Below are 25,227 nucleotides of genomic sequence, written 5' to 3' on the forward strand. Positions count from 1 at the left end.
TCCGGGAGATCCGAAAGGTCCGGGGGAGCCGGGGGAGGCGACGCGGCGGACGCTCCTGCGCTTCCTGCGGGAGCGGCGGCGCGCGAAGGCGGAGGGCGCGTTGGCCAGGATCAGGACCTGGTAGGCCTCGCGGGTCCCGAGGGCGAGACCGATCGCGGCGACGCCCGCTCCGAGGCCGTAACCGGCGTTGGCGGTGCTGCGCGACAGTGCCTGGTAGGTGGCTCGCCGGTCACCTGCCGCGCGGGTGGCGAAGAGCATCTCCAGGGTCTTGGCCGCCCGGTCCCCCAGGTAGGTGAGGGCGACCACGGGCAGCAGCACGTCGAAGCGGGTGACGACGAGCAGCGAGCTGAGCGTGCCGAGGCGCAGGAGGTGACAGCCGATCAGCAGGGAGCGCACCTGGAAACGGCCGGCCAGGTGGCCCGCCAGGGGCGATCCGGCGATGCCCGCCACCGCGGCGGCGCCGAGCAGGAGGCCGAGCCGGCCGGCGTCCAGGCCGATGACGAAGACGAAGAACAGGACCGAGGACGCGGCCCACACTCCCGTACCGGTGCGGTCGAGGAGCTGGGCGAGCAGCATGATGCGGGCATCCCGGCCCCCGGGCGGACGGCGCAACTGCGCCACCAGACCGGGCCGGGCCGGCCGCTCCCCGCGTGTTCCCGCACCGCGCCGCCGCATCCCAGGCCTCCGAGTCCCCCGCCAAGGTATCTCGATGTCGAGATACCTGGCGGTAGCCTGCCCGAGAATAATCTTGACGTCAAGATACTTCTGATGCGTCGGCCACGGTCGGTGTCCGGTGCCGGCGTACGGGGAACCCCGTGTCCGAAACTGCACGGACGCTGTCGTTCGCGACCGTCACGCCGGACGCTCCGCACGGCGAGACTGGACCCCACAGGACATCGAGGACGGGGAAGACCATGAACACGACGGCTGCAGTGGTGGTTTACGGGGCGACGGGACACACCGGCCGCTTCATCGTCGCCGAACTCCGCAGGCGCGGTGTCGCCACCGTCGTCTCCGGCCGCGACGCAGCCCAGTTGGACGTGCTGGCCGCCGCATGGCCGGGCGTGGTGGCGCGGCCGGCCTCCGTGGACGACGCGGGCTCGCTGGACCGCGCCCTCGCGGGCGCGGCGGCCGTCATCAACGCCGCCGGGCCCTTCGCCGTGACGGGAGGCCCCGTCGTCGAGGCGGCCCTGCGCGCGGGGATCCCGTACCTCGACGTGGCGGCGGAACTCGAGGCGAACGGCGCGACGTTCACCGACCACGCGGAAGCCGCCCGGAAGGCGGGCACCTCCGTGGTGCCGGCGATGGCCTTCTACGGCGGACTGGGCGACCTGTTGGCGACCGCGGCGATGGGAGAGTGGACCTCCGCGGACGAGGTGCACGTCGCGTACGGGTTGAGCAGCTGGCATCCCACACCGGGCACCAGGACGGCCGGCGCGGTGTCCCATGAGCGTCGCGCGGGCCGGCGGGTGCGGTTCACGGACGGCGCGCTGCGGTACCACGACGACGAGGCGCGGGTGCAGGAGTGGGCGTTCCCGGAGCCGTTGGGCCGGCGGCCGGTGATCGCGGAGTTCACCATGGCCGACGTGATCACCGTGCCCAGCCACCTGGACGTCCCCGAGGTCCGCACCTACATGGCCGTCGAAGCGGCGCGGGACCTGGCCGGGGAGGACACCCCGGCGCCGGAGGCGGTGGACGCCCTGGGCCGGTCGGACCAGACCTTCGTCGTGGACGTCCTGGTGCGCGCGGGTGGCGTCGAACGGCGCGCCACGGCTCGGGGCCAGGACATCTACGCGATCACGGCACCGCTGGTGGTGGAGGCCGTCCAGCGGATCCTGGCCGGGCGGACGCGGGCCACGGGGGTGGCCTCGGCAGGTGCGATGTTCGACGCGGCGGACTTCCTCCGGGCGCTCGCCCCGGACCTGTCGTTCGAGTTGCACAGCTGAACGGGACCGACGGGGCCCCGCACCTCCAGGAAGGTGCGGGGCCCGTGTCAGCTCTGGCGGGTTGCCGTTCGGCTCACCAGGTGCCGGGCAGGGTCTGCCAGCTCAGGAAGCCGTTCTCGAAGCCGCCGTCGAGGCGGCCCTTGAAGGTGAACGCGCCCGTCGCGCCGGTGGCGTAGTTGTACATGCTCGCGATGTCGTCCCGGCCGTCTCCGTCGGAGTCGCCCGAGACCGGCATACCGGCGCTGGAGGCGTACCAGGAACCGTCCGGCGTGTCCCAGCTGCGCACGCCCTCGGCGACCATGCCGTCCGGCTTGCCGAGCAGGGTGTCCAGCGAGGCGTGGCCGTCGCCGTGGTCGTACATCAGCGCGGCGTCGGCGCGGCCGTCGCCGTTGTAGTCGCCGACCGTGAGCTTCGTCCGGGCGTACTCCCAGACTCCGGCGGCCTTGGCCCAGTGCTTGACCGGGGCGGCGAAGCCGCCGTTCGGCTGCGCCAGACCGGTGAACAGCGCGGTGCCGTACGAGGCGTAGCCGTACATGGCCAGGAAGTCGTCCCGTCCGTCGCCGTTCATGTCGCCCACCCGGAAGGTGGCGTAATCGCTCCACCACTTGCCGGTGCCCGTGCGCCAGCTCGGGACGGACGCGTTGAAGGTGCCGTCCGCCTTGGCCGTCCAGGTGTGGGCGCCCATGTCGCCGTTCCCGTAGTCGTGGATCAGGGCGAAGTCCCCGCGCTTGTCGCCGTTGAAGTCACCGGCGAGCGGCTGCGACTTGGCCCAGTTGTAGGTGCCCGTGGCGATGGTGAAGCTCTTCACCGGGGTGAACGTCCCGGTGGAGTTCGAGACGAAGTTCCACAGGGCGTTGCTGCCGTCGGCGTAGCCGTACCAGGCGCCGACGTCGGTGCGGCCGTCGCCGTTGAAGTCACCGGCGACCCACTTGGCGCGGGCGTAGGAGAAGCTGCCCTTCGCGCTGGTCCAGCGCAGCGTGGGTTCCTCGTACCCGCCCGTGGGCAGCGCGTTGAGCACCCACAGTGCGGTGGTGCTGTCGCCGTAGTCGTAGACGGTGGCCAGGTCGGTACGGCCGTCGCCGTTGAAGTCGCCGGACAGATCGGTGCGCAGGTGCGCGGTGCGGTCGGCCGGCTGGTGCTCGACGGTGGATCCGGTGGTGCTGTTGTGGCGGATGTAGCCCTTCTGGAAGTCCTCGCGCGGGCCGCCGGCGACGTCGTACTCGTCCGACGTCGGGTATCCCAGGGCGCTCTTCTCGCCGCCCAGTTCGAGCCACTTCTTGCGGATCGAACCGAACAGGGACCAGGCGCCGTTGCCGCTGCTCCAGTAGACGGAGGCGGTGTCGGCGGTGTCGGTGCGCTTGCGGAAGGTGTTGAAGCGGGCGACGCTTCCGTCACCGACCTTCGTCTCGTCGGTGACCGGGTAGCCGAGGGGGCTCGCCGGACCGCCGAGGGAGACGTACTTGGTGAAGATGCTGCCGTGGACCGACCAGGCCCCGGTCTCCTTCGAGTAGAAGATGCCGCCCTTTCCGCCCGCGGTCGAGTAGAAGGTGTTGAAGCGGCCGCCGTCGAAGGTCCCCGACTCGTCCGAGGTGGGGTATCCGAGGATGCCCGTCTCCGCGCCGAGGGCGTTCCACTTGGCGCGGACGGCCCCCCACACGACCCAGGCTCCGGTGCTGGGGTGCCAGTAGATGGAGCCGTTGTCGGTGGTCTGGCCGGCGCTGCGCAGGTGGACGTAGCGGCCCACGCCGTCGGCCGGGACGAGGACGTCCGTGGTCGGGTAGCCGAGCGAGGTGCCGCCCTTGGCCAGGAACTTCGCCAGGATCGGGCCGCACAGCGTGTGCGTGCCCGTCCCGGCCGAGGTGAAGGCCTGGCATTCGGACCAGGAGGTCCCTCCGAGCACGAGCGGGCGGCCCGCGCCGAAGGCCGATCCGGCCGTCAGGGCCTGGCCGGGGAACTCGGTGATGCGGCCGTCGCCGTCGCGGGACCACAGGTCCGCGTAGCCGGCGGCCTCGAAGTCACCGTTGCTGGTCAGGTGCGGGTACGCCGCGCCGGTGAAGCCGGTCCCGATGGACGTGGCGCGCACGGCGGGGTCGGCGAAGACGGCCAGGTCGGCGATGGTCACCGAGCCGGGGTCGGTCGTCTTGCGGCTCGTGTACTGATGGATCTTGCCGGTGACGGTGTCACGGGCCCAGATCTCGGGCAGCTGGTCGCCGTTGAGGTCGCCCGGCGCCATGACCGTCATGTTCGTCCAGTCGGCGTTGCCGAGCAGGATCGGCGCGCCGATGACGTCGAGGTAGCCGACGGGCGTGCCGAGGTACAGCCACAGCTGGTCGCCGGTCTTGACCAGGAGGTCGGGCTGGTCGGAGTCGTCGGTCTTCGCGTCACCGTTGTCGTCGTTGACGCTGCCGATGGACACCACCTGGTCGGCGTTGGCCCAGTGGTCGTTCTCCTCGGGGTTGACCACACTGAGTTCGATCCGGTTGGCGTCCGCGGTCTCGAGGTCGCCGTCGCCCCTGTTCGGATAGACGTACAGGTTCTTACGGGAGTTGTCGGAGTTGGGCCGCAGGACGATGAGGTCCTCGTAGTAGTCCTCGTTCCAGCTGCCCCGGTGGGTCAGCGCGGTGGTGTCGGCGAAGGAGGCCTGGTCCAGCTGCCTGGACAGGTCGAAGGTGCCGTCGCCCTTCCCCGGATGCATCCACAGTGTTCCGGCGCCCGGGTCGACGCTCCAGATGTCCACGGTGCCGTCGCCGTTGAGGTCGCCGTGCTTGTCACGGGTCGCGAGGCGCTTGGCGTAGAACAGGTATTCCTTGAGGTTGGACCGGTTTCCGGAGGCGTCGAGACTGTGCACGAACAGGCGCTGCGGGCCGGCCGTGGTGGGCCTGTAGACGATGTCGACGGATCCGCCCGCGGTGGTGGGCGCGATCTTGTTGACCTTGGGGTTGGAATCGGTCCACCACTCGAAGGCGGTGACGTCCTTGACCCCGTTGGCGCTCAGGCTGAAGGTGCCGTCGGTGCGCGCGAAGCCCGTCTTGGCCGGGTCGGGCTGGTTCTCGGGGAACTGGAGCGACGTGACGACGGGCGTCTGGTCGGGCCCGGTGCGGTCCAGTGTGAACACGCACTGGCCGGCCCACGGTCCCGGGGGGCCGACGTTGTCGAGGGTGCGGACGTCCCACCGGTACGTGCCGTTCAGGCCGCCGGCGGGAATCGGCAGCTGGGCGATGTTCCCGTTGGCGGCCTTGACGACGGTCTTGGTGGGCGTCGTGGTGCCGTCCTTCCAGTAATGGAATTCGGCGCTGAGGGACACGTCCGTCGTGTCCTTGTCCTTGACCCGGGCGCGCAGCACCACCTGGTCGGTGGTCCCGATCACCCCGCCGGTGCAGGGCACGGACGGGTCGGTGGACCGGTCCGTGGGCTTGTCGGGCGTGGTGTTGAAGGTGGTGGAGATCCGCGCGCTGTCGGGGTCGAGCTTGCGCCAGGACACGTCGACGGTGTCCTTGGCGGCCTTGAGGCCGAAGGTCCAGTTGCCCCAGTGCTTCTGCGCGGCCGCGGCGACGGCCGACTTCACGTTCAGCTCGATCAGGTCCCCGTCACCGGGGCAGTTGCGCCCGCCGAAGGACTGGCCGGTGGCGTCGACGAGCCGCGTCCAGTCCGGCTGGTTGTTCCAGGTGGTCGACTTGGAGATGGTGCCGGTGTCCCACACCTGGATGTCACCGGACTTGCAGCTCCACGAACCCGCCGACTTCTGCTTGATGCGCAGCGTGGACTCGATGATCTGCTTGTCCCAGTAGTCGGTCATGCCGACCTGGAAGAACGTCTTGGCGCAGATCACCTGGTTGCCGTTGGCGGCGTCCTTCGCGCAGCCGACGCGGGCGTCCTTGCTGAGCGTGCCGCCGTTCCAGTAGTTGGTGTTCGGCGAGGACGGGAACGCGTTGTGCTTGTACGCGATGGTCCACGCCTGCTTCCAGGCGTCCCAGGTGGGGTCGATGACCACGGGGTACGTGGTCTCCGGCGCCTTGAGCAGATTCTGGTCCGGCGTCAGCGTGAGGGTGGAGCCGGAGAGCCTGACGCCCAGGTCGGCCTGCTTGGCGCCGGTGGTGATGCCCTCGACCGGCGCCGCGGGGGGCGGGGTGGCGGTGTCCGCGGCCGGGGCTGCCGGGGCGGCCGACGCACCTTCGCCGGAGGCGGGGGCCGAGGCGGGGGCGGCGTCTGCGGACCGCATGGACTTGGCCGCCGGAGCGGAGGCGGGGGCGGGAGCGGGGGCGGCCTGCTGGGCCTTCTCCCCGCCGGCGTCCCACATCTGCGGCTTGGCGGAGCCGAACACGGTCTGGCCGGACGGGTCCACGGCGCGCAGCTGGCCGTCGGCCTCGGCCCGCACGGTGAGCCCCTTGCCCTTCAGCCCGAAGTTCAGGGTGGCCAGGTCGGGGTTGGCCGCGGCCTCGCGCGTCTTGACGATCAGCGCGTGCGAGAAGCTGTCGGTACTCGCGCTGACGCGCAGGTCCACTCCGGGGAAGACCTCGGCGTAGACGGCGCTGTTGCCTTCCAGCGTGGGCTTCGGAAGCGGCTTCGGCCAGGAAAGCGAAACGTCACGGCCGTTCTCCGACATGACGACGAGAGGTGCGTCCCCACCCCCGGAGAAGGTCAGGCCTATCCGGGTCGCCCTGGGGGCCAGCCGGCCGTCCCGCGCACGCTCGAGCGTGGCGTCCACCGGTATGAGCTTTCCGGCCCGGCGCACCCGTACCGGGGCGAGGGATCGGTTGACGGTAAGCGTTCCGTTGGGATTGGCCCACGTGTCGTTCGTTTCGGTGCGCTGTCCGACGATCTCGACCGGCTTACCGGTCCGCTTGGCCTCCGAGGCCGCCTTCTCCGCCTCGCTCGAGGCGGGTGCCGTTTGTTTTCCGGCGAGGGCGCCGCTCCGCCCGGCCGCATCGGCGGCGGAGCCGGCCCCGACAAGGCCCACGGTCAGTGCCAGGGTGGTGACCAGCGCAGATGCCCGTGGGCGCTGCCGGCCGGTGGCGCGAAATCGCGCCAGGGGTCGTCTCACGAATGTTCCTCGTCCTCGATCCGCGCGCCCCTGGTGTGGTGCGCACGGACGCATGTCCTGATCGGTCCGGGTGAGCTTCTCATGAGAATTGACTGAGAGAGGAATAACCGGAGGCGGGAATTCCGATTACCCGGCCTTTCTGTCCGACTTTGCCTGGACTTGACATGGGCAACTATGGCATGACCCCGTCATGTGCGACGGGATGGAGTTCCCGCCGCCACGTTTCCAATCACCCCCCGCATAGCGTGTAACTTTGTTCTCGCACGCTTTATCGCCGAAGCGAATGCGCGAAATCACCCCCTCTCTCCCGGACGGCCGCGTGTTGCCGCGCCCAGGGCCATCCGGCGTAACGGTGGCGTGTTCCCCGCGGCCCGCCGCCCGGACGGTGGATAGTCGTCCGGTGGTCGGCGCCATGCGTCGCCGACACGGGCCGGAGCGACACAGGGAGAGTGAACCCGATGGGCAAGAAAGCACTGCTGACGTACGCACTGGCGGCCGGCGTACTGATCGGCCCGCTGAGTACGGCCGGCTGGGCGGCCGAGGGCCACGCGCAGGCGGATCCCCGCCCCGTGGGCGTGGTGGAGTCCCGGGCGCCGCTCAACGTCCGCGAGAAGCCGACGGTGTACTCGGACGTGGTCAAGCAGCTGCACCCGCACGAGCGGGTGCTCCTCTCCTGCCAGAAGCGCGGAGGATGGGTGGACGGCAACCCGGTGTGGTACAGGCTGCACGGTTCCAAGGGCTGGGTGTCCGCGCGCTACGTCCACAACCTCCAGCCGGTCCGCCCCTGCTGAGACGTCGGGGCGGCCCGGGTGCCGGGTTCCGCCGGCTGCGGGCCGCGCCGCTCAGCGGTGCAGCCGGCGCGACCAGTCCTGTGGGACCCGGTCCGACGGTCCCGGCGCCGGCTGGTCGACGGGGTGGTGGCCGGGGGGCGCCAGCTCCGGACCGGACTCGTACAGCTCGTCGCCGTTGTAGTCCCAGAACCAGTCCTCGCCCGGCTCGAAGCTCTGCACCAGCGGGTGACCGGTGGACTTCCAGTGGGCGGTGGCGTGCTGGGCGGGTGAGGAGTCGCAGCAGCCGATGTGCCCGCACTGGGCGCAGCGCCGCAGGTGGAACCACCAGCCGCCCACCGCGTCGCAGTCGAGGCAGCCCGTACCGGTGGGCGGGACGCTCGGGTCGACTCCGTCGGTGTCGGCGGTCATACGGGCTCCTCGGTGGTCTCGGGGACGGACTCGGCGGCGGTGCGGGCGTCGGCCTCGGCGTCCGTACCGGCGGGGTCGGTGCCGGTTTCGGTGGCGGTTTCGGTGGCGGTGTCGTAGTCGGGTTCCTGGGCGGTCAGCGGCAGGAGGACCTGGAAGCGGGTGTCGCCCGGCGCCGACTCGACCTGGAGGCTGCCGTGGTGCTTGTCGACGACGATCCGCCACGAGATGTCCAGGCCGAGTCCGGTGCCCTCGCCGACCGGTTTGGTGGTGAAGAAGGGGTCGAAGATGCGGCTGCGGATGTCCGCCGGGATGCCGGGGCCGGTGTCGCGGAACTCCACCAGCAGCCGGTCGCCCTGTCGGACGGTGCGGACCGTCAGCGTGCCCTCCCGGCCGGTGCCGGCGATGGCGAAGACCGCGTTGTCGATGAGGTTGGTCCACACCTGGTTGAGCTCCGCCGGGTAGGCGGGCACGTCCGGCACCGAGCGGTCGTACTCCTTGACCACCCGGATGCGGGGACCGATCTTGCCGGAGAGCATCAGCAGGGTGCTGTCGAGGAGTTCGTGGACGTCGACGACCCGGTACGGTGCCCGGTCCAGCTGCGAGTACTGCTTCGCGGCGTCGACGAGGTGGGAGACGCGGGTGGTGGAGTCGGCGATCTCGTCCAGCAACAGCTCCGTCTCCACCGTGTAGTTGAGCCAGCCGACGGCCCCCGGGAGCAGGTCCTCCGCCACGGTTGCCGCGACGTGCTCCAGCCAGTCCGCGTCCAGGCCCGCCTGGACGAACGTGGGGGCGACCCGCCAGCCCTCCGCGATGCCGTGATCCTCGAGCCAGTCGGCGAGTTCGTCCTCCCGGTCGGATGCCTCCAAGGGGCTCAACGACGGGGCCTTGGCGACGCGTTCCGCGGTACGTTCCTGGATCTCGATGAGGTCGGCCAGCGCCTCGCGGGAGTAGTTGCCCTGGGCGATGTGAGCCAGCTTGTGGCGCATCTTCCCGACCCGTTCGCGCAAGGCCGCGGTGGCCCGGACGGCCGCGGCGGCCGGGTTGTTGAGTTCGTGGGTGAGCCCGGCGGACAACGATCCGAGCGCCAGCAGCCGTTCACGCTGACCGATGGCCTGCTGGGTGGAGCGCGAGCCGAAGAAGAGCCCTTCCAGCAGGTGCGCGGCCATGGGGAACCATTCGCGCATGACGGCCGCGAACGACTGCGCGGGCAGCACGAAGAACCGCGTCCGCTCGGTCACCCGCATCGAGTTGTTGTACGTCTGCGGCACCCGGTCGCCCAGGTAGGCCTGCATGGCCCCCGCGTACACCCCCCGCTGCGAGGTCCGGCCCACCTCGACCTCGTCGCCGCCGACCCGGCGCGACAGCACGACGGTGCCCTCGATCATCACGTAGAAGCAGGTCGCCGGGTCGCCCTCCGCGTACACCGGACCGGCTTCGAACCGCTCGATCCTGCCCTCCGCGCACAGCCGCCCGAGCTGCTCCGGGGAGAGCTTCTCGAACAGGAACAGCGAGGCGATCTCCTGCGGGCCGCACGGCATGACCTGTCCGCTCATGACTGCTCCAGGTACCGGTGGACGAGCATCACGGCCATGGCCCCCTCGCCGACGGCGGACGCCACGCGCTTCGCCGACTGGGCGCGCGCGTCGCCCGCCACGAACACGCCGGGAACGCTGGTCTCCAGGTGGTACGGCGAGCGGTCCAGCTCCCATTCGGCCGGCGGCCGCCCGTCCGGGGTGAGGTCCGGTCCGGCCAGGATGAAGCCGTGCTCGTCGCGCAGCACCGTACCGTCCAGCCAGTCCGTCAGCGGGGCCGCGCCGATGAACACGAACATCCACTGGGCGTCGACGAGTTCGGTCGCGCCGGTGTCCGCGTCCCGCAGCGTCAGCTGTTCCAGGTGCCCGTCGCCGTGCGCGGCCTCGACGACGGTCCGGGTCCGCACCGTGATGTTCGGCGACTCCTCGATCTGCTGGATCAGGTAGTACGACATCGACGCCGCCAGGGACGGCCCGCGCACCAGCAGCGTCACCGACTTCGCGCCCCGCGCCAGGTACATCGCCGCCTGCCCGGCGGAGTTCGCTCCGCCGACGATGTACACGTCCTGCTCGAGGCAGGAGGCCGCCTCGGTGAGTGAGGAGCCGTAGTACACCCCGCGTCCCGTGAGGTCCTCGCAGCCCGGTGCGCCCAGCTGCCGGTACGAGACACCGGTCGCCAGGATGACGCTGTGCGCGGCGATCGTCGAGCCGTCGGAGAAGCGGACGACGCGCGCCGCGCCGCCCACCTCCAGCCCCGTGACCTCGCGCGCGGTGAGGATCTCCGCGCCGAACCGGCGGGCCTGGCGTCGGGCGCGGTCCGTGAGCTGCGCTCCCGACACGCCGTCCGGGAATCCCAGGTAGTTCTCGATGCGGGAGCTCTGCCCGGCCTGCCCGCCGGTGGCGGAACGCTCGACCAGTACCGTCCGCAGGCCTTCCGAGGCCCCGTACAGCGCCGAGCCGAGCCCGGCCGGGCCTCCGCCGATCACGACGAGGTCGTAGAAGTCGGCGGTCGGTGTCGTCGCGAGCCCCACGTGGGCGGCCAGGTCGGGCTCGTCCGGCTCGATCAGCACGGTGCCGCCCGCGGTGATCACCACGGGCAGCCGGTGTCCGTCCGCCCCGGCCGCCTCCAGCAGGCGCTGCCCCTCGGGCTCGTCGGAGGAGTACCAGCGGTACGGGACCTGGTTGCGGGCCAGGAACTCCCGCACGCTCGAGGACCGCGCCGACCAGCGGTGACCGACCATCTTGGTGGCGGGCACCGGTCGGTGGTCGCTGGAGCGCCAGGCCGACAGCAGGTCGTCCAGGACGGGGTAGAGCTTCTCCTCCGGCGGGTCCCACGGCTTGAGGAGGTAGTGGTCGAGGTCGACGACGTTGATCGCGTCGATGGCCGCGTCGGTGTCGGCGTACGCGGTCAGCAGCACGCGCCGCGCGCCCGGGTACACGCTCAGGGCCTGTTCGAGGAACTCGATGCCGTTCATCTGCGGCATCCGGTAGTCGGCGAGGATCACGGCCACCAGGTCGCCCCGCAGTTTCAGCTCGCGCAGCGCCTCCAGCGCGGAGTCCCCGGTCTCGGCCCGCACGATCCGGTACGCGCCGCCGTAGCGGCGGCGCAGGTCGCGGGCGATGGCACGGGACACCCCCGGGTCGTCGTCCACGGTCAGGATGACGGTCCGCGCTGTGCCGGCGACCTCGGTCATGCCTCTCCCGCCCCCGGACGGCTGGTCTGGCGGCGCCGCGAGCCGCCCGCGCCCGGTTCCCGCCCATCGTATGTTCGATCGTCGGGGTTCGCTTCGGGACGTCCGCGCACCGCGAGGGCGGGGGTGCGCGCGGGGCGGACGGAGAGCCGGGCCGGGGCCGTCGTCAGCGGTTTCGGCAGCCGCAGGCCGGGGCTGCCGGGCGTGATCGAGCCGAGGACGGCCGCGTGCCGGGCGCCGGTGCAGGAGGGGACGGTTCCGGGCAGACCGTGCGCGGTGAGCCAGCCGAGGACGGCGAAGGCGTAGGCCTCCTTCGTGCCCGGGGGCAGGCCGAGCTCGTCCGACGTCCGCAGCGGTACTCCCCCGTCCCCGCCCAGTTCCTCCCGCAGCCAGCGCATCAGCACCGGGTTGCGGGTCCCGCCGCCCGACGCGATCACCTCCGTCGCCCGTAGGGGCCGGACCGCGTCGGCCACGGTCCGCGCCGTGAGGCGGGTCAGCGTGGCGACGACGTCCCGCGCGGGCAGCGGGTCGAAGGCGTCGAGGGCGGCACGCAGGTAGGGCAGGTGGAAGAGCTCCTTGCCCGTCGTCTTCGGCGCGGGCAGGGCGTAGTACGGCTCGTCCAGCAGCCGTCGCAGCAGGGGTCCGTGGACCCTGCCCCGTGCGGCGAGCACGCCGCCGGTGTCCATGGTGCGGGCCCTGCCCGCGCCGTCGCGTCCCGCCAGGTCCCCGACGGCCGCGTCGATCAGCGCGTTGGCGGGCCCGGTGTCGAAGGCCAGCGGTTCGCCCGCCGCGTCCGGCACCACCGTGACGTTCCCGATGCCGCCCAGGTTGAGCGCCACGGGCACTCCGGGGCGCCCGCGCAGCCACATGACGTCGACGATGCTCACCAGGGGTGCGCCCTGGCCACCGGCGGACACGTCCCTCGTACGGAAACCGGAGACGACGGGGCGGCCGGTCGCCTCGGCGATCCAGGCCGGCTCGCCGATCTGGAGTGTCCCGTGCACCCGGCCGGTATCGGCCCAGTGGTAGACGGTCTGCCCGTGCGAGGCCGTCAGGTCGGCCCGTCCGCCGCACAGTTCGCGGTCCGCCCGGACGGCCGCGGCGGCGAAGGCCTGTCCGATGCGGGTGTCGAGCCGGCACACCGTGGCAAGGTCCGTTCCGGCGGGCGGCAGCGCCCCCGCCAGTTCCGCCCGCAGAGCGTCGTCGTACGCCGTGCTGATCATGCCCAGGGGCGTGAGCACCAGCGTGTCCCCCTCCAGGGTGAGGTCGGCGGCGGCCGCGTCGACGGCGTCGTGGGACGTGCCCGACATCAGCCCGATCACCCGCAGGACGCTCACCGGAGCGCCCGCTCGTGGGCGTCGCCGCGCAAGGTCAGCAGTGCGGCGGCGCTGACCGCGCAGGCGGCCGCCGCGTAGTACGCGGGCACGTCCGCGTCCCCGGTCCGCTCGACGACCTTGGTGATGATCAGCCCCGCACAGCCCGAGAACACGGCGTTGGACAGCGCGTAGGCCAGCCCGAGCCCCGTGTAGCGCACCGTGGTCGGGAACATCTCGGCCAGCATCGCGGGCCCGGGTCCCGCGATCAGCCCCACGGCGGCCCCCGCCCCGAAGAGGGCGGCCCCCTTCGCGTACGTCGGCACGTCGGCGTCCTGCACCAGGTTCAGCAGCGGCAGCGCGAGCACGACGACGAGCACCGCCCCGGACACCATCACCGCGCGCCGCCCGAGCCGGTCGCTCAGCGTGCCGGCGGGCAGGATCGAGGCGGCGAAACCGAGGTTGGCCAGGACGGTCGCGACGAGCGCCTGCCGGAACGTCGCGTGCAGCGTGTTCTGCAGGTACGAGGGCAGGACCACCAGGAAGGTGTAGCCGGCCGCCGACCACCCCATCACCCGCCCGGCTCCCAGCGCCACGGCCCGGGCCGTCTCCCCGGTGGGCGGACGCCGTACGGGCGCTCCCACCACGCCGGCGGCCGACGTGAAGGCGGGGGACTCGTCCAGACGCAACCGCAGCCACAGCGCGACGGATCCGAGCGGCAGTGTCAGCAGGAACCCGATCCGCCAGCCCCACCCGTTCAGCTGCGCCGTGCTCAGCACGGTCGCCAGGAGCGCCGTGGTGCCGGCGCCCGCGAGCAGGCCGAGCGCCACCGTGAACGACTGCCACGCCCCGTAGCGTCCTCTGCGGCCCGGCGGCGCGCACTCCGTCATGAGCGACACCGCACCGCCGAACTCGCCGCCCGCGCAGAGCCCTTGCACGATCCGCAGCAGGGTCAGGAGCCACGGTGCGGCCGCGCCGATGGAATCGTACGTCGGCAGCGCGCCGATGAGCGTCGTGGCGCCGGTCATCAGGCAGATGACGAGGACGAGCGTCGGACGCCGGCCGATGCGGTCCCCGAGCCGCCCGAACAGGGCCGCCCCGACCGGCCTGAAGAAGAAGGCGAGGGCGAACGACGCGTAGGCCTTGACGAGGCCCTCCGCCTCGCTGCCGCCTTCGGGGGTGAAGAAGTGCCCCGCGATGACGGTGGCGAGGTAGCCGTAGACGCCGAACTCGTACCACTCGATGAAATTGCCGACGGAACCCGCCACCAGCGCCCGGCGCGAGCCGGCCGGCTGGGACGTCACGGGTGACCGGACCGGATCGGGGGCGGGCGAGAGCATGGGCCAAGCGTGCTGACCGGCAGGCCGGTCCACAAGTCCCGCCTGCGCCATCTGCCGTACGTCGCGGCGTGCGGATGCGTCCTGGCCCGTCCGGCGGCAGGCTGAGGGGATGGAGCACGCGCCGATCGTCGTACACCGGATCGCCCCGTCGGGCGGCCGACGGGTCACGCTCCGCGTGGGCGGTACGGAGGCGGTCCTCGGCGTCGCGCACTCGGACGCCGACCTGATCGAGTTCCTCCGCCGGGTCGAGGTGCCGGATCCCGACGAACTCGTCCTGGGGGCCTCGCCGGCGATCGAGTGGCAGGCGGACGGCCCGCACGTCTACGAGGCCGAGGACGAGCCGCCGCCTGCGGATCTTCCCTGACCACGGGCCGCGCGGCGTCGGCCGTCGCGGCCCGTGGGTCGCTCGTCGCGGGTCAGCGACTGGCGATGAGCTCGAGCGTGTCGATCACACGGTTCGAGAAGCCCCACTCGTTGTCGTACCAGGCGACCACCTTGATGTGCCGGCCTTCGACGCGGGTGAGGGCGGAGTCGAAGATCGACGAGGCGGGGTTGCCCGTGATGTCGGACGACACGAGCGGGTCGTCCGAGTACTCGAGCACGCCGGCGAGCGGACCCTCGGCCGCGGTGCGGTACGCCGCGAGCACGTCCTCGCGCGTCACGTCACGGGCGACGGTGGTGTTGAGCTCGACGATCGATCCCACGGGGACGGGGACGCGGATCGAGTCGCCCGAGAGCTTGCCCTCGAGGTTCGGCAGCACGAGCCCGATCGCCTTGGCGGCGCCCGTCGTGGTCGGCACGATGTTGACGGCCGCGGCGCGGGCGCGGCGGGGGTCGCGGTGCGGGCCGTCCTGCAGGTTCTGCTCCTGCGTATAGGCGTGCACCGTGGTCATGAAGCCGTGCTCGATGCCCGCGAGATCGTCGAGCACCGAGGCCAGCGGTGCGAGCGCGTTGGTCGTGCACGAGGCGTTCGAGACGATCGTGTGCAGGGCCGGGTCGTACGCGTCGCTGTTCACGCCGAAGGCGAGCGTGATGTCGGCCCCGTCCGCCGGTGCGCTGACCAGGACCTTCTTCGCGCCCGCGTCGATGTGCGCGCGGGCGGCCTTGGCGGTGGCGAAGCGGCCGGTCGCCTCGAGCACGACGTCGACGCCGAGCTCGGCCCAGGGCAGCTGTGCCGGTTCGCGCTCGGCGAGCACCTTGATGCGGCGGCCGTCGACGACGAGCACGTCCCCTTCCACCGTCACGGGACGGCCGAGCCGGCCGGAGGTCGTGTCGTACGCGAGCAGGCGCGCGAGGGTGGCCGGCTCGGTGAGGTCGTTGACGGCGACGATCTCGAGGTCACTGTCGCGTTCGAGCAGCGCGCGCAGCACGTTGCGTCCGATGCGGCCGAATCCGTTGATGGCGATGCGGGTCATGGTGTGTCTCCCTGTTCCCTGTCCCTTGGGTTCACCACCAGGTTCGCGCGTGGCGGCCGCCGATGACAGCGGCGCGATCGCCACGGTCCGCAAGGATCGCGCCACGCGGGCGGGGGTCGGCGGTCGGCGGTCGGCGGGGGTGCTGCCGGGTGCGCGCAGGCGGGGACGGGGGTGCGGGGTGCGGGCCGACCGGTTACGGACCGCCGGGTGCGGTCGGTCTTCCCGGTCACTCGCCCTGGGCGAAGGTGCGCCGGTACTCGCTGGGCGTGGTGCGCAGGATGTGCTGGAAGTGCAGCCGCAGATTCGCTCCGGTACCGAGGCCGACGTCCGCGGCGATCTGCTCGACGCTCCGTTCCGAGCGCTCCAGCAGTGCGCGCGCCACGTCGATGCGGGCGCGCATCACCCACTGCATGGGCGTGTACCCGGTGTCGTCGGCGAAGCGCCGCGAGAACGTGCGCGGCGACACGGCCGCGTGCCGGGCGAGCAGTTCCAGGGTGAGCGGCTCGCCGAGCCGGTGCAGTGCCCACTCGCGGGTGGCGGCGAACCGCTCGCCGAGCGGCTCGGGCACGCTGCGGGGGACGTACTGCGCCTGGCCGCCGCTGCGGTAGGGGGCCGCGACGAGCCGCCTGGCCGTGTGGTTCGACGCGGCCACGCCGAGATCGGTGCGCAGGACGTGCAGGCACAGGTCGATGCCCGAGGCGGCGCCGGCCGACGTCAGCACGCTGCCCTCGTCGACGAACAGGACGTTCTCGTCGACCCGGACGCGCGGCCACTTCGCCGCGAGCGCCCGCGCGTAGTGCCAGTGCGTCGTGGCGCGCTTGCCGTCGAGCAGGCCCGTGGCGGCGAGGGCGAAGGCTCCCGTGGAGATGGCGGCGAGACGCGCGCCCCTGTCGTGCGCCGCGACGAGCGCCTCGACCACGGCCTGCGGCGGGTCGTCCCGGTCGGGGAAGCGGTAGCCCGGGACGAAGACGGTGTCGGCCCACGCGAGGGCCTCGAGGCCGTGGGCGACGGCGTACGACAGGCCGTCGCCGCCGGTCACGAGGCCGGGCTCCGCGCCGCACACCCGTACCTCGTACGGCATGCTCGCGCGGGTCGTGAACACCTGCGCGGGGATGCCGACGTCGAGGGGCTTCGCTCCCTCGAGGACGAGGACGGCGACGTGATGGGGGCGGGAGGCTGGCACGGGAAGAGGTTACGTGGGGGTTCGGGGGCTCATGACCGCGGCCGGGCCGGCCGCCGTGCGGTGGGCAGCGCCAGGCCGCCTCCGGGTGTTGCCGGGACGGCCCGTCGTGACCTGCCGCCGTCGCCCGGTCTCCGGCTCGGGGCCCGGTCTCCGGCCCCGGGCCCGGCCGCTAGGGGGCGGACCCGTTGCCGGCCGCCCGGTCCGTGGGGCGCTTGTAGTAACGCCAGGGGAAGGAACCGGCACCCACCTGCGTCCACCCTTCCGCCTTCATGCGTCTGCGCTGGCCGCCGAAGGCCCGTCGGTGTTCCCAGATCAGGTCGGAGGCTTCCACCACGAGGAAGAGCGGCCCGTGGTCCACCAGGTGCCACCCCTCGCGTGCGGCCCCGTCGAGTTCGGCCATCTCGTTGAACGCGGTGACGGGGGTGATGGTCCGGCGTACCGGCGCCCCGTCCGCGGGGTCGGCGGGGTGGGTCTCACCCGTCGCGGAACCAGGCTCCGCGGCGCGCGCCTTGGCGGCGAACCGCTGCTGGGCCGCTTGGCGGCTCACGCCCAGGACCCCGCCCACGCTGTCCCAGCTGTGTCCCGCCGCCCGGGCACCCTGGATGGCCTCCCGCAAGAGCCTGCTGGATTCCTCGGCGCCCACACGGGCGGCTGCCACCAGGCGCAGGAAGCCCTCCGGGTCGTGCTCCAGTGATGCGGCGAGCCCTTCGGGACCCCCGAGGACGGCCGCCGCGATCTCCTCCCGGATGGCGGCGACCTCCTGCGGGCCGAGGAGTTCGGCGCCGCTCACCGGCCCTCGTCACCGGGTCGACGCGAGGGGCCCAACGGCTCCAGTGCGTCGAGCAGTTCCTCCTCGCGCACTCGTCGCGCCGCCTCGTCCGCTGCGGCGCCGGAGGTGGGCCGGGGCCGCAGAGTGGCGAGGAGGGCGCCCATCGCCCCGACGAGGACGAGGTCCGCGCCGATGAGCGCGGCGGTGGCCGTCGCCCCGAGATCGCGGGCGAAGGACATGGCCATGGCGATCAGGCTGAGGGCGAGGGCCAGCAGACCCAGAGCGAGGGTCAGGGCGGTGGGGGCGGTTGCGGACGCGTCGGGGCCGGCCTCGGCCGGGGAGGTCTGGGGTCGCTGCATGGCGTCAAGGTTTCCTTGACGCGATGATCTTGTCAAGGAAATCTTGACACCAGACCGAGCGCCTCCCCCCACCCGGCGGACGGGGCGGGCAAACCCGGCATGTCGGGGCGGTGGCGCGGAGGCGACGGCGGCTCGGAATCCGAGAGGGCCGTCCAGAGTCTTCCAGAGCCATGTGATGTGTGCCATGTTACATCGCACAGTTTCTCACCGTGTACACGCCAGAGTTGGAATCCCCGTCAACTCCCTTTGGCAGCACGGTCCGCACTCCCGTTTCGCCGTGCCGCCAGCACGGCCGCAGACCTGCTCGGAGGCCCACCCCCCATGCGCAGAACCCCCACGACCAAGGGCCGCGTCCGGCCCCTCATAGCAGCCCTGGCCTGTTGTCTGGGCCTCACCCTGCTCGCCCCCGCCGGCCAGGCCCTCGCACGCGAGGTGAATCCTTCCGCCCCCGCCGCGACCTCCGCGCCGGGCCTGGCCCCGCAGCCCTCGACGGAGTCGGCGGCGGCCGCCGCGCTGAGGGCCGAACACGCCGCCCGGCCGAGCGCCGACCTGTCCGAGCGCGCCCCGCTCCGGACGGCCGACGACCCGAAACAGACCGAACAGCACGCGAAGGACATGAAGTCGGCTCCCAGTGCCCGCGCCGCCGCGGCCTGCAACGTCGCCGACTTCACCTCGAAGACCGGCGCCGCCCTGGTGCAGCAGATCAAGTCCTCCGAGCTGGGCTGCGTGAACTCGCTGTTCCAGCTCAAGGGCGCGGACGCGAAGGCCGCCTTCCGCGAGGCGCAGATGGTCTCGGTGGCCGACGCCCTGCGCTCCGGATCCGCCAACTACCCGGGTGACAACAGCACTTCGGTCGGGCAGCTCGTGCTCTACCTGCGCGCGGGATACTTCGTGCAGTGGTACAACGCGTCCACCGTCGGCACCTACGGGACGGCCCTGAAGAGCTCGATCCGGGGCGCCCTGGACACCTTCTACGCCGCGCCGCGCTCCGGAGACGTCACCGAAGCCAACGGAGCGACCCTGTCCGAGGCGGTCATCCTGGTCGACAGCGCCCAGGAGAACGCCCGTTACCTCGGCGTGGTCAAGCGCCTGCTGACGGGCTACAACTCCATCTACGACAGCTCCTATTCCATGGTCGCGGCGGTCAACAACGCCTACACCATCCTGTTCCGCGGCCACCAGACCCCGGAGTTCCCGCCCGCCGTGCAGGCCGACCCCGCCATCCTCACCGTGCTGCGCGACTTCGCCGTGGCCCACGAGGACCTGCTGGGCACCCCGAAGAGCTACCTGACGGCCAACGCCGGTCGCGAGCTCGGCCGCTTCCTGCAGTACTCGGCGCTCCAGCCGACCGTCCGCCCGCTCGTCAAGCAGCTGCTCGACCGCGGCGCGATCACCGGCCGGACCGCCTCGCTCTGGGTGCCGCTGGCCGAGATGACCTCTTCGTACGACGCGGCCAACTGCGCCACCTACAACACCTGTGACCTGCCGAACCGGGCCCGTACCGCCGTCCTGACGGTCAACCACACCTGCAGCCCGAGCCTGCGCATCGTCGCGCAGCAGATGACCGCCACCGACCTGGCCGCCAGCTGCACCAGCCTGGCCAACCAGGACGCCTACTTCCACGGCGTGGTGAAGGACGGCGGCGCGGTCGCGAACGACAACAACACCAGCCTCGAGGTGGTGGCGTTCGACTCCAGCGCCGACTACCAGACCTACGCCGGCGTCATCTTCGGCATCAGCACCAACAACGGCGGCATGTACCTGGAGGGCGACCCCGCAGCCGCCGGGAACCAGCCGCGTTTCATCGCCTACGAGGCGGAGTGGGCGCGGCCGGAGTTCCAGATCTGGAACCTCAACCACGAGTACACCCACTACCTCGACGGCCGCTTCGACATGTTCGGCGACTTCAACGCGGGCATGACGACCCCGACCGTCATGTGGGTCGAGGGCTTCGCGGAGTACATCTCGTACTCGTACCGCAACGTCACCTACGACCGCGCGGTCACCGAGGCGGGCGCGAACACGTACAAGCTCAGCACGCTGTTCGACACCACGTACGACAACGCGGACTCCACCCGCGTGTACCAGTGGGGTTACCTGGCGGTGCGCTACCTGATCCAGTCGCACCCGCAGGACGTGACCACGCTGCTCGGCCACTACCGCACCGGCAACTGGGCGGCCGCCCGCACCCTGCTCACCTCCACCATCGGCACCCGGTACGACGCCGACTTCACCGCCTGGCTGGCCAAGTGCGCCACCAATGACTGCGGTGGCACCACCAACCCGCCGGGCAACCAGGCCCCGGTGGCCGGGTTCACCGCCTCGGTGAACGCCCTGACCGTCAACTTCGCCGACACCTCCACCGACGCGGACGGCACCATCGCCTCCCGTGCCTGGAACTTCGGTGACGGCAGCAGCTCCACCGCCGCCAACCCGGCCAAGACCTTCGCCGCGGCCGGCACCTACACCGTGCGGCTCACCGTCACGGACAACAAGGGAGCCACCGCCAGCACGAGCAAGGCGGTCAGCGTGGGGGCCGCGGGGCCCGCCGAGTGCGCCGACGCCGACATCCGGGTGCTGGGCGACAACTGCAGCCGCTCCAACGTCTCCGCCACCGCCGGGAACTACCGCTACTTCTACCTGAAGGTCCCCGCCGGCACGAACAGCCTCAAGATCTCGGTCACCGGCGGCACCGGCAACGCGGACCTCTACTACAGCCCCACCACCTGGGCCACCACCGGCAACTACACCGCCCGCTCCGCGCAGGCCGGCAACACCGAAACCCTGACCATCGACCACCCGGCGGCCGGCTACGTCTACATCAGCCTCCACGCCCCCCAGGGCTTCACCAACGCCACCGTCACGACCCGGTTCGGGGCGGCCGCCTCGGAGTGCACGGTCGCCGACATCCGGGTGCTGGGCGACAACTGCAGCCGCTCCAACGTCTCCGCGACCGCCGGGAACTACCGCTACTTCTACCTGAAGGTCCCCGCCGGCACGAACAGCCTCAAGATCTCGGTCACCGGCGGCACCGGCAACGCGAACCTCTACTACAGCCCCACCACCTGGGCCACCACCGGCAACTACACCGCCCGCTCCGCGCAGGCCGGCAACACCGAAACCCTGACCATCGACCACCCGGCGGCCGGCTACGTCTACATCAGCCTCCACGCCCCGCAGGACTTCACCAACGCCACCGTCACGACCCAGTTCTGAACCCGCCCGACGCGTCGGCCCCACCCCTCTGAGGAGGGGTGGGGCCGCACCCGTTCCCGGGGCAGGCCCCTCCGCCTCACCGGATGAGGGCGCGGGTTGGGGCGCGGGTCCGGCGCTCCCGGACGCGGTCCCGTAGGGGCCGCACCACCTCGCGGCGCACGTGCCGAGGCCACCCCCGGCGCGTGCGCGCTCTTTCGTGCGCCCGCGCGCCTCCACGCGCCCCCGCAGGAGGGATGACCACGGCCTCCAAGCACCACGACCATGAACTGCCGCCACCGCCCGGGCAACCGCGACCGCGCCGACCCGGGCGGGCCGCTCGGGTCGGCCACCGCCGTCGAGCGCACGGGGCGACCGTACGGAGCCACAGCCGGACCAGGGCCAGGGCCCGGCCCCCGTCACCCCACGGGACCCGCGCGACGACGGCACGAGGCCGCGCCACCGCACGACGGGCACCGCGGGCACCACGGGCACGGCGCCACGGGCACGGCGCCACGGCGGGCACCACCAACATCCAGGAACCACTCTGCCTTCACGGGGGAACGATGGGACGACGCTGGCTGGTCACGGGATGCTCTTCCGGCCTCGGACGCGCACTGGCCACCGCCGCGGCGCGGGCCGGCGACGAACTGGCGGTCACCGCCCGCAAGACCGCCGACCTGGAAGACCTGGCTGCCGCCTGGCCCGGCCGCATCACCCCGATCCCGCTCGAGCTGCGTGACGCCGCCTCCTGCGAGGAAGCCGTCCGCACGGCGACCGACCGCCTCGGCGGTATCGACGTCCTCGTCAACAACGCCGGGATCGGACTGTTCGGCGCGGTCGAGGAGGTCTCCGACTCCGAGCTCCGCGACCAGCTGGAGACGCTGATCGTGGGTCCCTGGCGGCTCACGCGCCTCGTCCTGCCCTTGATGCGGGCCCAGGGACACGGCCACATCGTCAACGTCTCCTCCGTGGTCGGCCGCATGGCCTTCCCGGGACTGGGCGCCTACGGCGCCGGGAAGCACGCCCTCGAAGGCATGAGCCAGGCCCTGGCACTCGAGACCGCTCCGCACAACATCCGGGTCACCGTGCTCGAACCAGGCATGTTCGCCACGCGCTACGGCACGTCCATGGCCGAGGCGGCCCACCGGGTCCCCGCCTACGACGTGACCAACCGCGACATGCTCGAAGGCGCCCGCGGCCTCGCGGACAACCCCGAGACGGGCCGCCCCGAAGACTTCGCCGCCCGGGTCCTCGACATCGTCGCCGCCGGGGCCCCGACGCCCTTGCGGATCCCCGTCGGTGCTGATGCCTACGGCTACCTGGACCTGGCCGAGCAGTCGTACCGCGAGGAATACGAGGCGGCCCGGATCCTCGCGCAGGGACCGCCACCGGCCTGACGACGGCGGGTCGACCGGATTCGAGCCCCCCACCCCCGTGGGGGAGCTCCGATCCAGCCGGCCCCCAGGTCCGCACCGAACGGGTCGGCGGGCGGGAACGGACCCCACCCTATGGCCGGGAAGATCCCTCGGCACCTGACGGCACACGCCATCAAGGGGACCGAACGCGCCACGGGGGGACCGTCCGCGCCACGATGGGGACACCGGACCCCGAACCCCGCCCCTCATCTGGTATTTCGTGCTGGCCTATGCTCAACCCCCGTGGTCTCGTACGCACATCAGGGGACAACCTCCTCCGCGCTCGCCCGTCTGTCCGTCGACGTCGCCCAATTGCTCGGCATCCCCCGGCACGGATACGCGCACCTGCTGGGCCTGGCTCCCGAACACCTCAACGACGACCTCTGCCGGACTCCGGCGGCCACGAGCATCCGCGTCGCGGAACTCACGACCGTCTACGCTCCCTGGACGGAGATGAGCGCGCTGCTGGCACAGCGGTCGAGCATCGGCAGCCTCGGAGTCTGGGACTACCTGATCACCTCCGCTCCCACCCCGCTGGAGGGCATCCGCGACGCCTCGGCCCACTTCGCCGCCGTCGCCGACACCGCCACGGACAACCTCCTGATCACCGAGAGCGGCGAACAGGTCACCATCAGCCACGTCAACGAGGCCGATCTGACCTACGAGGCGGCCTGCGCGATCCGCGGCTACGCGCTCGGCCTCTACCAGCGACGTCTCGGCGAAGCGGCGGGGCGGCGCATCGTCCCCCTCCATGTCTCCCTGGCCGCCAAGGCGCCCCGCCGCCACCACGCCCTGACCGAGCTCTACGGCACCCGCACCATCGAGTTCGAAGCCCCTTCGAGCTCGATCACCTTCCTCGCCGCCGACCTCCACACCCCGACGCCTCACGCGCAGCCCGGCCTGTCGGCCGTGCTCCGCCGACACGCCGAACGGACCCTGACGAACGCGATCGCGCTGCACAACTGGCTGGACCTCTTCCGCGCGGCCCTGTCCTGCGCCCACGAGGAGGACGCCCCCACGCTGACCGCGGTGGCGCGGCGCCTGGCCGTCAGCCCTCGCACCCTCCAGCGCCGCCTCGACGAGCACGGCACCACATGGAGCAGCGAGGTCGAAGCCGGGCGCCGGTCCCACGTCACGCGGCTGCTCCACCACACCGACCTGAGCATCGGCTCCGTAGCCGCCCGCAGTGGTTACGCCGACGCGCGCGCCCTGCGCCGGGCGGTGCAGCGCTGGTACGGCACCACACCCGCGGCCGTGCGCCGCACCGGCCCCGTCACCGCGTCGCCCGGGTGCTGAAGAGGAAGATCAAGGGTGGAGCGGGACGCACCGGTGTCGCGCGTACGGACGGGAGCCGAGGGTCTCTCGGTGACGGTTCCGCGCGACCGGCGGCGGCCGTCACCACGGCGGTACCCCAGTAGACTCCCGCTGTGGCGGATACTCAGTACGAAGACTTGTTGCGCACGGTGCTCACCTCGGGGACGGCCAAAGCCGACCGGACGGGCACGGGCACCCGAAGTGTCTTCGGGCACCAATTGCGCTACGACCTGTCGCAGGGGTTCCCGCTGGTCACCACCAAGAAGGTGCACCTCAAGTCGATCGTGTACGAGCTGCTGTGGTTCCTGCGCGGCGACTCGAACGTCGGCTGGCTGCGCGAGCACGGTGTCACCATCTGGGACGAGTGGGCGGACGCGGCCGGCGAGCTCGGTCCGGTCTACGGCGTGCAGTGGCGCTCCTGGCCCACGCCCGACGGCCGGCACATCGACCAGATCCGCGAGGTCCTCGACACGCTGCGTCGCGACCCGGACTCCCGGCGGATGATCGTCTCCGCCTGGAACGTCGCCGAACTGCCCGAGATGGCGCTCGCGCCGTGTCACGCCTTCTTCCAGTTCTACGTCGCCGACGGCAAGCTCTCCTGCCAGCTGTACCAGCGCAGTGCGGACCTGTTCCTCGGCGTCCCGTTCAACATCGCCAGTTACGCCCTGCTCACGCACATGGTGGCGCAGCAGGTCGGCCTCGAACCCGGCGATTTCATCTGGACCGGCGGTGACTGCCACATCTACGACAACCACACCGCGCAGGTGACCGAGCAGCTCTCGCGCATGCCGTTCGAGTTCCCCGAGCTGCGGCTGCGCAAGGCCGACTCGCTGTTCGACTACGCCTTCTCCGACGTGGAGATCGTCGACTACAAGCACCACCCGGCCATCAAGGCTCAGGTGGCGGTGTGAACGTCGGGCTGATCTGGGCACAGACCCCCGAGGGCGTGATCGGCGCGGACAACACGATTCCGTGGCGCCTCCCCGAGGACATGGCGCACTTCAAGGCGACCACCCTCGGCCACCCCGTGGTGATGGGCCGCAAGACGTGGGATTCCCTGCCTCCGAGATTTCGTCCGCTGTCGGGCAGGCGCAACATCGTGCTGACGCGCGATCCGCGGTGGGCGGCCGAGGGCGCGGAGCGCGCCGGTTCGATCGCCCGGGCGCTGGACCTCGCGGCCGAGCCCGACGCGGCGGCCGGCGGAGCTGTCCCCACCGCAGCGTGGGTGATCGGCGGCGGCGAGATCTATCGAGCCGCCCTGCCCTACGCGACGGCGCTCTCGGTGACCGAAGTCGACTCCCCGGTGAAGGGCGACACCCATGCCCCTTCCCCGGACGCGTCGTGGACCCTCACGCAGGACGGAGGCTGGCGGTCCTCGGCCTCCGGGCTGCGCTACCGCATCCGCGGGTACACCCGGTCGGTTGCGGGCAGGCCCTGAGCAGGGCAGACGGAACCACGATCCCTCTGTGCGCGAGCGGCAACCATTCCTGTGAGGAGGCGTACGGCGATCTCCTC

18 protein-coding genes and 1 pseudogene are annotated in these 25,227 nt (G+C 71.8%); 8 read left to right on the forward strand and 11 right to left on the reverse strand.

Going from position 1 to position 25,227, the window contains the following annotated elements:
* Positions 1–576 (reverse strand): annotated as a pseudogene (locus tag ABZY44_RS27970) (MFS transporter); the annotation flags it as partial.
* A gap of 338 nt (positions 577–914) precedes the next feature.
* Between ABZY44_RS27970 and ABZY44_RS27975 the strand changes: the two are divergent.
* Entirely contained in the window at positions 915–1,946 is a 1,032-nt protein-coding gene (locus ABZY44_RS27975; protein ID WP_356658506.1) for a saccharopine dehydrogenase NADP-binding domain-containing protein, read from the forward strand.
* Between the two features lie 73 nt (positions 1,947–2,019).
* On the opposite strand, the gene ABZY44_RS27980 is transcribed toward ABZY44_RS27975, so the two are convergent.
* On the reverse strand, positions 2,020–6,987 hold the full coding sequence (locus ABZY44_RS27980) for an FG-GAP-like repeat-containing protein (protein ID WP_356658508.1): 4,968 nt from the start codon (positions 6,985–6,987) through the stop codon (positions 2,020–2,022).
* 458 nt (positions 6,988–7,445) lie between these two features.
* Here ABZY44_RS27980 and ABZY44_RS27985 point away from each other — a divergent pair, with 458 nt between their 5' ends.
* On the forward strand, positions 7,446–7,778 hold the full coding sequence (locus ABZY44_RS27985; protein WP_356658510.1) for an SH3 domain-containing protein: 333 nt from the start codon (positions 7,446–7,448) through the stop codon (positions 7,776–7,778).
* Between the two features lie 51 nt (positions 7,779–7,829).
* Here ABZY44_RS27985 and ABZY44_RS27990 read toward each other — a convergent pair whose 3' ends face one another.
* From ABZY44_RS27990 to ABZY44_RS28010, 5 genes are read right to left on the reverse strand one after another with little or no spacing between them, the layout of a single operon-like run.
* Positions 7,830–8,186 (reverse strand): UBP-type zinc finger domain-containing protein, encoded by a 357-nt coding sequence (locus ABZY44_RS27990; protein WP_356658512.1) that lies wholly within the window; start codon positions 8,184–8,186, stop codon positions 7,830–7,832.
* Positions 8,183–9,739 carry an ATP-binding protein gene (locus tag ABZY44_RS27995; protein ID WP_356658514.1) on the reverse strand — a complete coding sequence of 519 codons (1,557 nt, stop codon included), beginning with the start codon at positions 9,737–9,739 and terminating at the stop codon, positions 8,183–8,185. The genes ABZY44_RS27990 and ABZY44_RS27995 overlap by 4 nt, the downstream gene beginning before the upstream one ends.
* The gene (locus ABZY44_RS28000) at positions 9,736–11,412 is read right to left on the reverse strand and encodes an FAD-dependent oxidoreductase (RefSeq protein ID WP_356658516.1); all 1,677 of its coding nucleotides are present in this window, start codon (positions 11,410–11,412) and stop codon (positions 9,736–9,738) included. The genes ABZY44_RS27995 and ABZY44_RS28000 overlap by 4 nt, the downstream gene beginning before the upstream one ends.
* On the reverse strand, positions 11,409–12,737 hold the full coding sequence (locus tag ABZY44_RS28005) for an anhydro-N-acetylmuramic acid kinase (RefSeq protein ID WP_356658552.1): 1,329 nt from the start codon (positions 12,735–12,737) through the stop codon (positions 11,409–11,411). Before ABZY44_RS28005 ends, ABZY44_RS28000 begins: the two co-directional genes overlap by 4 nt.
* Before the next feature lie 5 nt (positions 12,738–12,742).
* Positions 12,743–14,062 carry an MFS transporter gene (locus ABZY44_RS28010; protein ID WP_356658518.1) on the reverse strand — a complete coding sequence of 440 codons (1,320 nt, stop codon included), beginning with the start codon at positions 14,060–14,062 and terminating at the stop codon, positions 12,743–12,745.
* 109 nt (positions 14,063–14,171) lie between these two features.
* Here ABZY44_RS28010 and ABZY44_RS28015 point away from each other — a divergent pair, with 109 nt between their 5' ends.
* Complete coding sequence (locus ABZY44_RS28015; RefSeq protein ID WP_356658520.1) at positions 14,172–14,426, forward strand: hypothetical protein; 255 nt, start codon at positions 14,172–14,174, stop codon at positions 14,424–14,426.
* A gap of 52 nt (positions 14,427–14,478) precedes the next feature.
* On the opposite strand, the gene gap is transcribed toward ABZY44_RS28015, so the two are convergent.
* The 4 genes from gap to ABZY44_RS28035 form a co-directional block, all read right to left on the reverse strand.
* On the reverse strand, positions 14,479–15,477 hold the full coding sequence (gene gap, locus ABZY44_RS28020) for a type I glyceraldehyde-3-phosphate dehydrogenase (protein WP_356658522.1): 999 nt from the start codon (positions 15,475–15,477) through the stop codon (positions 14,479–14,481).
* 226 nt (positions 15,478–15,703) lie between these two features.
* A complete protein-coding gene (locus ABZY44_RS28025) occupies positions 15,704–16,660 on the reverse strand; it encodes a helix-turn-helix domain-containing protein (protein ID WP_356658524.1) in 957 nt (318 codons plus the stop codon).
* A gap of 169 nt (positions 16,661–16,829) precedes the next feature.
* Positions 16,830–17,450 carry a hypothetical protein gene (locus ABZY44_RS28030; protein WP_356658526.1) on the reverse strand — a complete coding sequence of 207 codons (621 nt, stop codon included), beginning with the start codon at positions 17,448–17,450 and terminating at the stop codon, positions 16,830–16,832.
* Positions 17,447–17,788 (reverse strand): hypothetical protein, encoded by a 342-nt coding sequence (locus ABZY44_RS28035; RefSeq protein ID WP_356658528.1) that lies wholly within the window; start codon positions 17,786–17,788, stop codon positions 17,447–17,449. Before ABZY44_RS28035 ends, ABZY44_RS28030 begins: the two co-directional genes overlap by 4 nt.
* A gap of 321 nt (positions 17,789–18,109) precedes the next feature.
* On the opposite strand from ABZY44_RS28035, the gene ABZY44_RS28040 reads away from it, so the two are divergent.
* From ABZY44_RS28040 to ABZY44_RS28060, 5 genes are all read left to right on the forward strand, one after another.
* Positions 18,110–21,004, forward strand: a complete 2,895-nt coding sequence (locus ABZY44_RS28040) for a collagenase (protein WP_356658530.1) — start codon at positions 18,110–18,112, stop codon at positions 21,002–21,004.
* A gap of 542 nt (positions 21,005–21,546) precedes the next feature.
* Entirely contained in the window at positions 21,547–22,380 is an 834-nt protein-coding gene (locus tag ABZY44_RS28045) for an SDR family oxidoreductase (RefSeq protein ID WP_356658532.1), read from the forward strand.
* Between the two features lie 261 nt (positions 22,381–22,641).
* Positions 22,642–23,694 (forward strand): helix-turn-helix domain-containing protein, encoded by a 1,053-nt coding sequence (locus ABZY44_RS28050; protein WP_356658534.1) that lies wholly within the window; start codon positions 22,642–22,644, stop codon positions 23,692–23,694.
* Between the two features lie 131 nt (positions 23,695–23,825).
* Positions 23,826–24,623, forward strand: a complete 798-nt coding sequence (locus ABZY44_RS28055; RefSeq protein ID WP_356658536.1) for a thymidylate synthase — start codon at positions 23,826–23,828, stop codon at positions 24,621–24,623.
* The gene (locus ABZY44_RS28060) at positions 24,620–25,150 is read left to right on the forward strand and encodes a dihydrofolate reductase (protein ID WP_356658538.1); all 531 of its coding nucleotides are present in this window, start codon (positions 24,620–24,622) and stop codon (positions 25,148–25,150) included. The genes ABZY44_RS28055 and ABZY44_RS28060 overlap by 4 nt, the downstream gene beginning before the upstream one ends.
* Positions 25,151–25,227: the final 77 nt, after the last annotated feature.

This window comes from Streptomyces sp. NPDC006544 (assembly GCF_040611715.1).
In the GTDB taxonomy this organism is placed as follows: Bacteria; Actinomycetota; Actinomycetes; order Streptomycetales; family Streptomycetaceae; genus Streptomyces.

What these genes read in the sequence shown, in the direction of transcription:
- ABZY44_RS27995 (WP_356658514.1), bottom strand. Translation starts at nt 9,739, where the DNA reads ATGAGCGGACAGGTCATGCCGTGCGGCCCGCAGGAGATCGCCTCGCTG.
- ABZY44_RS28015 (WP_356658520.1), top strand. Translation starts at nt 14,172, where the DNA reads ATGGAGCACGCGCCGATCGTCGTACACCGGATCGCCCCGTCGGGCGGC.
- ABZY44_RS27975 (WP_356658506.1), top strand. Translation starts at nt 915, where the DNA reads ATGAACACGACGGCTGCAGTGGTGGTTTACGGGGCGACGGGACACACC.
- ABZY44_RS27990 (WP_356658512.1), bottom strand. Translation starts at nt 8,186, where the DNA reads ATGACCGCCGACACCGACGGAGTCGACCCGAGCGTCCCGCCCACCGGT.
- ABZY44_RS28010 (WP_356658518.1), bottom strand. Translation starts at nt 14,062, where the DNA reads ATGCTCTCGCCCGCCCCCGATCCGGTCCGGTCACCCGTGACGTCCCAG.
- ABZY44_RS28035 (WP_356658528.1), bottom strand. Translation starts at nt 17,788, where the DNA reads ATGCAGCGACCCCAGACCTCCCCGGCCGAGGCCGGCCCCGACGCGTCC.
- ABZY44_RS28045 (WP_356658532.1), top strand. Translation starts at nt 21,547, where the DNA reads ATGGGACGACGCTGGCTGGTCACGGGATGCTCTTCCGGCCTCGGACGC.
- ABZY44_RS28040 (WP_356658530.1), top strand. Translation starts at nt 18,110, where the DNA reads ATGCGCAGAACCCCCACGACCAAGGGCCGCGTCCGGCCCCTCATAGCA.
- ABZY44_RS27985 (WP_356658510.1), top strand. Translation starts at nt 7,446, where the DNA reads ATGGGCAAGAAAGCACTGCTGACGTACGCACTGGCGGCCGGCGTACTG.
- ABZY44_RS28000 (WP_356658516.1), bottom strand. Translation starts at nt 11,412, where the DNA reads ATGACCGAGGTCGCCGGCACAGCGCGGACCGTCATCCTGACCGTGGAC.
- gap (WP_356658522.1), bottom strand. Translation starts at nt 15,477, where the DNA reads ATGACCCGCATCGCCATCAACGGATTCGGCCGCATCGGACGCAACGTG.